The sequence below is a fragment of the Gammaproteobacteria bacterium genome, assembly GCA_029882975.1.
Classification (GTDB): domain Bacteria; phylum Pseudomonadota; class Gammaproteobacteria; order SZUA-152; family SZUA-152; genus JAJDNG01.
Window position 1 is genome coordinate 20228 of the sequence record JAOUJW010000049.1, and the last position, 9821, is coordinate 30048.

Below are 9821 nucleotides of genomic sequence, written 5' to 3' on the forward strand. Positions count from 1 at the left end.
GGGATTACCTAATGACTCAAGACGAATTAAAAAAAGCAGTGGCCGCCGCGGCCATTGATTATGTGCCTGCAGGCACCATCGTGGGCGTGGGCACCGGCAGTACGGCCAATTATTTCATCGACGAGCTGGCTAAAATTAAACATAAAATCGAGGCCACGGTAGCCAGTTCCGAGGCCAGTGCAGAGCGCTTACGGGGCCACGGAATTCGTGTGGAAGATTTGAATATGGTCAACGAGATTGCTGTTTATGTGGACGGCGCGGACGAATCCAATAAATACCTGCATCTGGTCAAAGGCGGTGGAGGGGCTTTAACTCGGGAGAAAATCGTCGCTGCCGTGGCGGACAAGTTTGTCTGTATTGCCGATGGTTCCAAGTTGGTGGACATGCTGGGTAAGTTTCCTTTACCGGTAGAAGTGATCCCCATGGCGCGCAGCTATGTGGCGCGAGAGATCGTCAAGCTCGGCGGGCAGCCGGTATATCGCGAAGGATTTGTCACTGATAATGGCAACATAATTTTAGATATACACAATCTGGAAATCTTAAATCCGGTAGAAATGGAAGACCAGCTTAATAGTATTGTGGGTGTTGTGACCAATGGGCTCTTTGCCAAGCGTCCGGCCGACGTATTGCTATTGGGTACTGAGGAAGGCGTTAAAACCTTAACCTGATACCCATGCGTCAACCCATAACGGCAGGAGCCTTTGGTGTTTAGAAAGCTGCGTCTTATATTGCTGCTATTTATCTTGTTTGTTGTAGGTATGGATACCTACTTAACCAAAATTCGCACTACCGACTGGGATCGCCCTTTGTATGTGCTGATTCATCCAATCAATGGGGATGGCAGTGAAACCAGCAGGGAATATATTCAGGGTCTGGGTCTTGAGAACTTTGAGGATGTAGAACAGTTCTTCAAGGATGAGGCGGAGCGCTACAAACTGAGTCTGGCACAACCGGTGAAGGTGATTCTTGCGCCTCCGTTGCAGGTGTTCCCACCACCGCCGCCAAAAGACCGGCAGGTTTTGAAAATCATGCTTTGGAGTTTAAAGCTGCGCTATTGGTCCGCCACGGTGGATTCGGCATACGCGGGCCCCCCGGAAGATGTAAACATTTATGTTAAGTATTTTGATCCGGACTCATTTTCTACTTTGGAGCACTCTCTGGGGCTGGAAAAAGGCTTAATCGGTGTAGTTAACGCCTACGCCAGTACCCGCATGGATGCGACCAATAATGTGGTTATTGCCCATGAATTTCTGCATACGGTGGGGGCCAGTGATAAATACGATTTATCCAGTGGTCAACCTTTGTTTCCCGATGGTTATGCCGACCCGGAGCGCCAACCCAGGCATCCGCAGGAATACGCTGAAATCATGGGAGGTAAAGTGCCAATATCGGATCATGAAAGCAAAATACCGGAGAGTTTGTATAGTGCTCTGGTCGGAAATAAAACAGCGCGGGAGATAAATTGGCTTCAATAAGGCTATATTGATCGTTTTGTGAACTGTGTCAATTAAATTCAGTTTCTTACCGATACCCAAACGCAGCAAACTATGGTACAAAAGCCCGGCGTAAAAGATCGGTCAGTGATTAGGGACGTCCAGGTGCCGCAAAGCGGCCCATCTTGTATATTAAAGTTGTACAACCGCAATTCCGAAGCAGTCGCGCAGGACAATCCAATAAAGGATTTTTATAGGCGAAGAAACTTTATCCACCTTGCTTTTTTTCCAAAAGGGGATAAGGTGGAGGGTCTGCATTGGAAGCTCTGCTTGCTGAACTGCACGGACAGGGGTTGTAAATATTGGAAGAGGGAATGCGATGTCAAAATTGGTAAATCCGCACGGATCAAAAGAATTAAAACCTCTGTTATTAGAGGGTAGTGCTCTTGAACAAGAACAAAAACGAGCACAAAGCCTAACGAAAGTCTCCGTCTCTTCCAGAGAAGCGGGCGACCTGATTATGATGGGTATTGGTGGATTCACTCCCCTGGATGGTTTTATGACCCATGCCGATTGGCAAGGCGTATGTGACGGGATGAAAATGGCCAATGGCCTGTTCTGGCCCATTCCCATTACCCTGTCCACCGATCAAGCTACCGCAGATGGTTTGAAAGCAGGTGACGATGTCGCGCTGTACGATCCGGAGCGTGACGAAATTCTCGCCACCATGAGCATCACTGAGAAATACCAGATCGACAAAGCCCATGAATGCATGCAGGTGTACAAAACCACCGATATGGAGCATCCGGGTGTAAAAATGGTTATGGAGCAAGGTGACGTCAACCTTGCCGGTCCGGTTAAAATCCTGTCTCTGGCAGAGTTCCCGGAACAGTACGGTGATCAATTCATGACACCGGCGAAAACCCGAGAAGAATTCGAAAAACGCGGCTGGGCGACCATTGCTGCGTTCCAAACCCGCAACCCTATGCATCGATCCCATGAGTATCTGGCTAAAATCGCCATTGAGACTTTGGACGGTGTGTTGATCCACTCATTGCTGGGTAAGCTCAAACCGGGCGATATTCCCGCAGAAGTGCGCAGCAAGGCCATTGGTACGCTGATCGACAAATATTTTGTGGATAACACCGTGATTCAAGCAGGCTATCCTTTGGACATGCGCTATGCCGGTCCGCGCGAAGCCTTGTTGCATGCCTTATTCCGGCAGAACTACGGTTGTTCCCATTTGATCGTAGGGCGTGACCACGCAGGTGTGGGTGACTATTACGGACCGTTTGATGCCCACCATATTTTTGATGAGCTTCCAGCCGGCTCGCTGGAAACCCAGCCGCTGAAAATCGATTGGACCTTCTGGTGTGAAAAATGCGGTGGTATGGCTTCAATGAAGACCTGCCCCCATGACGCTTCAGACCGCTTGTTACTTTCCGGTACCAAATTGCGTAAAGCACTTTCCGAGGGGACGGAAGTGCCGGATAATTTCAGCCGTCCCGAAGTACTAACTATCCTTCGCGAATACTATTCTAGTCTTGCCGACGATGAAAAAGTGGAAGTGAAGCTGAGTGGCCATTCGGGCAAATAGACCCGTGTGGAGCTACTACAGACCAATAATTATAAGACTTAACAATTAACCACTATAGAAAGGAGCAGAAACAATGCCAACTTTTGTACGCACCGACAAATGCGACGGCTGCAAGGGTCAAGACAAAACTGCATGCATGTATATTTGTCCGCATGACTTAATGAAGCTGGACAAAGACGGTTCGGAAACCGGTCATGCCATGCGCGCCTATAACCAGGAGCCGGAACAATGCTGGGAATGTTATTCCTGCGTTAAAATCTGCCCGCAGCAAGCCATCGAAGCTCGTCACTATGCTGACGTTGTACCTTTGGGTGGTTCCGTTCAACCCTTGCGCGGTTCCGATTCCATCATGTGGACCATCAAGTTCCGTAACGGCAATATGAAACGTTTCAAATTCCCGATTCGTACTACCCCAGAGGGCTCTATTGATCCCTACGGTGGCAAGCCTGAGGCCGATATGTCCAAAATAGAAGAGCCTGGCTTCTTCGTACAATGCAATGGTTATCGCGTAGGCGATCCAAGCGAATTAATAAAGAAATAAGGTAGAGGGGAGATAAAATGGGAGAATTTGGTAATCCTGAAGTAGTCGAAGAAGAAGTTGATATTCTTCTTATCGGTGGTGGTATGGCCTGCTGCGGTGCCGGCTACGAAATCATGCGTTGGATTGATGCGGCTAAAAAAGACGGTCACAACATTAGCGTGAAGCTGGTGGACAAAGCGGCTATGGACCGTTCCGGTGCGGTAGCTCAAGGTCTGTCTGCGATCAACACTTACATTGGTACTGAGCAGGATCCTGCGGATTACGCTCGTATGGTTTCCAATGACTTAATGGGTATTACTCGCGATGACTTGGCTTATGACTTAGGTCGCCATGTGGATGAGTCCGTGCATCTGTTCGAAGAATGGGGTCTGCCCATTTGGAAAACTGACGAAAACGGCGAGCGTCATGACGGTTCTAAAGGCCTGACTCCGTTGAAAGACGGTGGTAAACCTGTACGTTCCGGTAAATGGCAGATCATGATCAATGGTGAATCCTACAAATGGATCGTTGCTGAAGCGGCTAAAAAAGCGCTGGGTATGGAAAACATTCAGGAACGTATATTCATCGTTAAACTGATCAACGACAAAAACGATCCCCGTCGTATCGCCGGTGCTATCGGTTTCTCAACTCGCGAAGACAAAATCTTTGTATACAAGTTCAAAGCTTGTCTGTTGGCGGCGGGTGGTTGTGTAAACATTTTCCGTCCCCGTTCTGTGGGTGAAGGTACCGGTCGTGCCTGGTATCCCGTATGGAACGCCGGTTCGACTTACTCCATGGCTGCTGAAGCCGGTGCTGAGTTGACCATGATGGAAAACCGTTTCGTACCGACTCGTTTCAAAGACGGTTACGGTCCGGTAGGGGCGTGGTTCCTGTTGTTTAAAGCGAAAGCCACTAACGCTTTCGGCGAAAACTACATGACCAAGAATGCCGCTATGTTGGACGACTATCCTCCATACGGTCAGGCGGCTGTTCCTGCATCCTGCTTGCGTAACCACTTGATGCTGAAAGAAATGAAAGACGGTAACGGTCCTATTTACATGGACACCGTGACTGCTTTGGCTAACTTGCGTGAAACTCTGTCTCCACGCGAAGTTAAGCATCTGGAAGCCGAAGCCTGGGAAGACTTCCTGGACATGTGCGTTGGCCAATGCGGTATCTGGGTTGGTGAAAACATTGAACCAGAGAAGAAAAACTCTGAGTTAATGCCAACCGAACCCTACCTGTTAGGTTCTCACTCCGGTTGTTGTGGTATCTGGACTTCCGGTCCTACGGATGTTGGTGCACCAACTGATGAAACAGAAACCGGTGTTCCTGACCATCTGCCCAGAGGCTGGAACTGGGGCTACCGTGGTATGACCACTGTTAGCGGTCTGTTCACTGCCGGTGACGGTGTGGGCGCTTCCGGTCATAAGTTCTCTTCCGGTTCTCACGCGGAAGGGCGTTTGGCCGCTAAGTCCATGGTTAAATACGTTATCGACAACAAAGATTTCAGCCCGGAGCTGGATACACCTATCGATGAGTTGGTTGCTGAAATTTATCAACCCGTTAGAACCTACCTGGAGCACAAAGACTACACCACAGCCATTGATGTTAACCCACATTACATCACTCCCAAGATGTTGCAGTTCCGTCTGCAAAAAATCATGGACGAGTACGTGGCCGGTGTAGCAACTTACTACAACACCAACGAAAAAATGTTGGCTGTTGCAGAAGAGAAGTTGGAAATGCTCAAAGAAGACGCAATGAAAATGCGTGCTAAAGACCTGCACGAATTATTACGTGCCTGGGAAAACTACCACCGCATTTTGACTGCCGAAGCTCACATGAAGCACATTCAGTTCCGTGAAGAATCCCGTTATCCGGGCTTCTACTACCGAACTGACAAAAACTTCGTTGATGAAGAAAACTGGAAGTGTTTCGTAAACTCGATTTACGACAAGAAAACCCACACCTGGACATGCTTCAAGCGTGCTCACGTGGATTTGGTCGATAAATCCAAACTGTTTAAGTAACAACTACTTAATCAGGAAAAAGCCCGGGCGTTTGCGTCCGGGTTTTTTTTTCTGTTTTCGATTGCCTAAGACCTTCGTGTTAGAATAGGTTGTTCCGGCTTTAGAGGAAAAATTTGCAGTTGCCGAGTGTTTTCTGTAAAGCCACAAATTAGTTACGGGAACTGTGCTTCTTTATGCTTCGACGATTTGAGCGCGCGATCCACCCTTGGAGTTAAACATGAGTCAAGATAAGCTAAATCCACCCAATCCGGATCTGCCGCATCAGAGCCCGGTGGTGCCCAATCTGTTAAAAACCGACACCAAGATCCAATTTCGTTGTTACCCTGGGATTTCCTGTTACAACGAATGCTGTCGTCATGCGGATATCACTTTGACTCCCTACGATATCCTGCGCATGAAAAAGAACCTGGGTTTAAGTACCTCGGAAGTGCTGGACAAATACACCGTTCCCTTTGAAATGGATGCCAGCGGTATGCCGGGTATCAAACTGCGTACCCAAAACGATAAGCCCGTGTGCCTGCTCATGAACGACCAGGGCTGCAGCATTTACGAAGACCGGCCATCAGCGTGCCGTTACTACCCCGTGGGCCTGTTGGCCATGCGCGCCACCGGTGCCCCCAACGAAGAACATCATTATTGCCTGGTGAACGAAGACCACTGCAAAGGCCATGATGAAGATAACGAAATCACCATCGACCAGTATCGGGACGAGCAGGGCGTCAAGGAATACGACGACATGAACCGGGAATGGTATCAAATCATTCTCAAAAAACGTTCCAGCGGCCCCGCGGTGGGCAAGCCCTCCAATATGAGCCTGCAACTGTTTTTCATGTGCAGCTACGATATAGACCGTTTTCGTCGTTTTGTGGACAGTGACAGCTTCAAAGCCACCTACCTGCTGGAGGAGGTCGAAGCTCAACAATTGCAACAAGACGATACAGCTTTAATGAAATTCGGTTTTCGCTTGCTTAAACAAGTACTGTACGGAGAAAACTCCATCCCCATGCAAGAGGGCGTCCTGGAGCAGCGTATCGAAAAACGCCGCGATATCCTGGAAATGCGTCGCCAGGCGGAAATCGAAGAACACCAGCGTAAAAACGACATCTACGACAATATGGAAAAGTAGGGCTTCATGGACGGCAGCACGCGGTTGTTCAAGGGTGGGCACGCCCTTTGTGCCCACGCGGGCGAAAGTCGATGACAAGGAAGTTGTTTTTCATTTCCGTGGTGCAGGGGTAGCGTATTCCGCCAAGCAGCCTACCCGTATTCCACAATTTTTCTAATCGCACTTTGCTTGCGCCACCCACCGTTTTCCATCACGGTTGTTGCTGGTGCCACCTTGAGGTTTGAAACCAACGACTAACCCACTTTCCCACCGGAAGCCTGCAAATCCGCATGATAAGACGAACGCACCATCGGCCCACTGGCCACGTTATCAAATCCCAACTCCTTGGCAATCTGTCCCAGCTCATCAAACTCGGCAGGCTCCACAAACCGATCCACCGGTAAATGATGTATGGTAGGTTGCAAATATTGCCCCAAAGTTAACATGTTAACCTGGTGGGCGCGCAAATCTTTCAATACCTGCACAATCTCATCCTTGCTCTCACCCAAACCCAACATCAATCCCGACTTGGTCGGAATGTCCGGATGGGTCTCCTTAAACCGCTGCAACAAATCCAAAGACCACTCATAGTCTGAACCGGGTCTTACAGCCTTATACAACCGCGGTACCGTTTCCAAATTGTGGTTAAACACATCCGGCGGACAACGCTGCATAATCTCCAGGGCAATATCCATACGGCCGCGAAAATCCGGCACCAGTACTTCAATCTTGGTTTGCGGGCTTAACTCCCGCGTCGCCTGGATGCACTGTACAAAATGCTGGGAACCGCCATCGCGCAAATCATCCCGGTCCACCGAGGTAATCACCACATAACGTAAACCCAAGGTCTGTATGGCTGCGGCAATGTTCTGCGGTTCATTGGCATCCAACGGCTCAGGCCGACCGTGGGCCACATCGCAAAAAGGACAACGCCGGGTGCAAATATCCCCCATGATCATAAAGGTCGCGGTACCGTGGCTGAAACACTCCCCCAGATTGGGGCAGGACGCCTCCTCACACACGGTGTGTAAGTTGTTGTCCCGCAGCAGTTTTTTAATCCGCCCCACCTCCGGACTGGTAGGCGCTTTGGCGCGGATCCAGTGCGGTTTACGCGCCGGTTTCAGCGTCGGTTCCACTTTCACCGGAATCCGGGCCACTTTATCCGCGCCCCGTAGTGGGACACCGGTTTGAACAGGTTTTTTTGTACTCATCAGGGATTTATGGGGTTGCTTTGAGATAGTTACAAGGTTTGGTTAGTGAATGCCGTGATTATAGCCTTTGAGTGGGATTTACAACAAATTACCAGTAATACCCTCACCCGTAGAGCGGAATAGTTTACGTATTCCGCCAAGCAGAGTATCGATTTTCCCCGATGTTTCTAGTAGCACGATTAGTAGAGGCGCTATCCAACAAAGGTATGCTCCTGTGCCGGTGTTGCAGCTTAATAGCTCGTCTATGATTTCCTACGATAAATGGCATTGGCCCGCCAGGGCAAATTGGGTAACCATTTGTTCACGTACAGCCAGGTTTTTAAGGTAGAATATTCCACAAAGCCTTCGAACCGAAAATCCTGCTGCTCCAGAAACTGGTTGATTTCCCAAAACAAAGGTTTCCCCACATGCATTTGCCGAAAACCCACTTCGACATGAATCAGCTCAACATTTTTCAAGGTCTGTAGACCGCCCTGAAACACCTTCAATTCCGCCCCCTCAACATCCACCCATAGAATGGTGGGTGCTTCCTGATCCTTAAAATAGTCATCCAACGTACTGGTCTGTACCTTGATGATGGACTGCTCGATTTTGCCGCGACTTTTGGTGTAGTTGGGATTCACTTTATACATGGAAGACAGACCAATATCCTTACGGTCAGAGGCTTCGCTATCAACAGGATAAAACTCAATCTCGCCGATGCTGTCACTCAAAGCGAACTCATTCATTACCACATTGGGTGTTTCACCAATATTGTTTTTACACTTGGCAATGGCTTCAGGATTGGGCTCAAAAATATGCAGTTTTTTTGCATTTAAGGTCTTTTGAAGATACAAACCCTCCACGGCATCGCGGCTGCCGATATCGCAAATAATGGGATTCTTGACTTGTTTTGCCAAATCCAGGAATTTGTCACTGACTTCTATATCCGGCTCACCCATTGTGCTTTTTACCCTCAAAAACCCTGCGCGAAAGAGGGCAACAATGTACCACTAACGCAGACTGGTGTCGATCTAGGTGCTGACTTGTGGATAGTTTACGTCTTCTCTATGACTGTAGAGTGGGCACGGTTTTCTAAGCGAGAGTTGTGCCTACGCGGGCGAAAGGTGAAATTGCCCATAAAGCGGGAAAGATGGCGCTGTTATGTTGTTTCGTATTATTTATCTAACAACGGTTCATGTTGCTAGATGTGCTGTCGGATTACGTTGCACTAATCCAACCGACAATCGTGCCAATAGCGAGTAGGGCGGGTTAGCTCGCGTAACCCGCCAAGCAGAGTATCGGTTTCCCCCAATGTAACGACTTGCGAATTCTTGTGGGGTGGGGCCTTTTGTGACCCGAGGGAGAAAGCCAAGCGATTTCCCCCTGATTGTTACTCAGTTTACCGTGAGCCAATAGGTGCTCCGTCCTCATTTGCTTAGCTTGCACTCTAGTCTTTATCCAGTGTTGGAATTACATATCCAGTCTTTATCAATAAACCTCTCTAGTCTGCATAAGAAATATTCAATTTTATTTTTTTCAAAAAAAAATTAGATTTTTTTTCATTTTTCACTAAACAAATTCCGAAAATCCCGGATAAGGGAGTAACAAAAGCACTAACGCCCTGGGGGTAGTCCGAGCGTTAGTCCTTAACAAAACACAAAACGAAAAATAAGAAGGGGAAATACAATGGTCGCCGTGATTACAGGTGAAAATCTGGGAATATCCACCGGTTCATTGACAACAACAGGCAGCGACGGATCGGCCAATCTGGGGCGCAGTCGCGAACAGATCTATGTTAACGCCACCACCGGCAACCTGGTGGTCCGCGGCCAGGACGAATACCTCAAAACCTTAGGCATCGACACCAACCTCATCCGCACCTACAACAGCCGGGGGAAATTCGTTGACGACAACGGCGACAACTGGCAACTGAGTGTCCA

Annotated in this window: 9 protein-coding genes; 7 read left to right on the top strand and 2 right to left on the bottom strand. The window is 48.8% G+C overall.

Going from position 1 to position 9821, the window contains the following annotated elements; translation table 11 throughout:
* Positions 1–11: 11 nt before the first annotated feature.
* The 6 genes from rpiA to OEY58_22080 all read left to right on the top strand — a co-directional run bounded on the left by rpiA (position 12) and on the right by OEY58_22080 (position 6709).
* The gene (rpiA, locus tag OEY58_22055) at positions 12–668 is read left to right on the top strand and encodes a ribose-5-phosphate isomerase RpiA (GenBank protein ID MDH5328139.1); all 657 of its coding nucleotides are present in this window, start codon (positions 12–14) and stop codon (positions 666–668) included.
* A 36-nt stretch (positions 669–704) separates the two neighbouring features.
* Positions 705–1475, top strand: coding sequence for a hypothetical protein (locus tag OEY58_22060; protein ID MDH5328140.1), 771 nt, complete (start codon positions 705–707; stop codon positions 1473–1475).
* 337 nt (positions 1476–1812) lie between these two features.
* Positions 1813–3030 carry a sulfate adenylyltransferase gene (gene sat, locus OEY58_22065; protein MDH5328141.1) on the top strand — a complete coding sequence of 406 codons (1218 nt, stop codon included), beginning with the start codon at positions 1813–1815 and terminating at the stop codon, positions 3028–3030.
* Positions 3031–3103: 73 nt separating this feature from the next.
* Positions 3104–3571, top strand: coding sequence for an adenylyl-sulfate reductase subunit beta (gene aprB / locus OEY58_22070; protein ID MDH5328142.1), 468 nt, complete (start codon positions 3104–3106; stop codon positions 3569–3571).
* A 17-nt stretch (positions 3572–3588) separates the two neighbouring features.
* On the top strand, positions 3589–5583 hold the full coding sequence (aprA, locus tag OEY58_22075; GenBank protein ID MDH5328143.1) for an adenylyl-sulfate reductase subunit alpha: 1995 nt from the start codon (positions 3589–3591) through the stop codon (positions 5581–5583).
* 217 nt (positions 5584–5800) lie between these two features.
* The gene (locus OEY58_22080; protein MDH5328144.1) at positions 5801–6709 is read left to right on the top strand and encodes a YkgJ family cysteine cluster protein; all 909 of its coding nucleotides are present in this window, start codon (positions 5801–5803) and stop codon (positions 6707–6709) included.
* Between the two features lie 233 nt (positions 6710–6942).
* Here OEY58_22080 and lipA read toward each other — a convergent pair whose 3' ends face one another.
* Positions 6943–7899, bottom strand: a complete 957-nt coding sequence (gene lipA, locus OEY58_22085) for a lipoyl synthase (protein ID MDH5328145.1) — start codon at positions 7897–7899, stop codon at positions 6943–6945.
* 242 nt (positions 7900–8141) lie between these two features.
* Positions 8142–8840, bottom strand: coding sequence for an FkbM family methyltransferase (locus OEY58_22090; protein MDH5328146.1), 699 nt, complete (start codon positions 8838–8840; stop codon positions 8142–8144).
* Between the two features lie 727 nt (positions 8841–9567).
* Between OEY58_22090 and OEY58_22095 the strand changes: the two genes are divergently transcribed.
* Positions 9568–9821, top strand: a 254-nt coding sequence (locus OEY58_22095; protein ID MDH5328147.1) for a hypothetical protein, incomplete at its 3' end; no start/stop codon positions are given.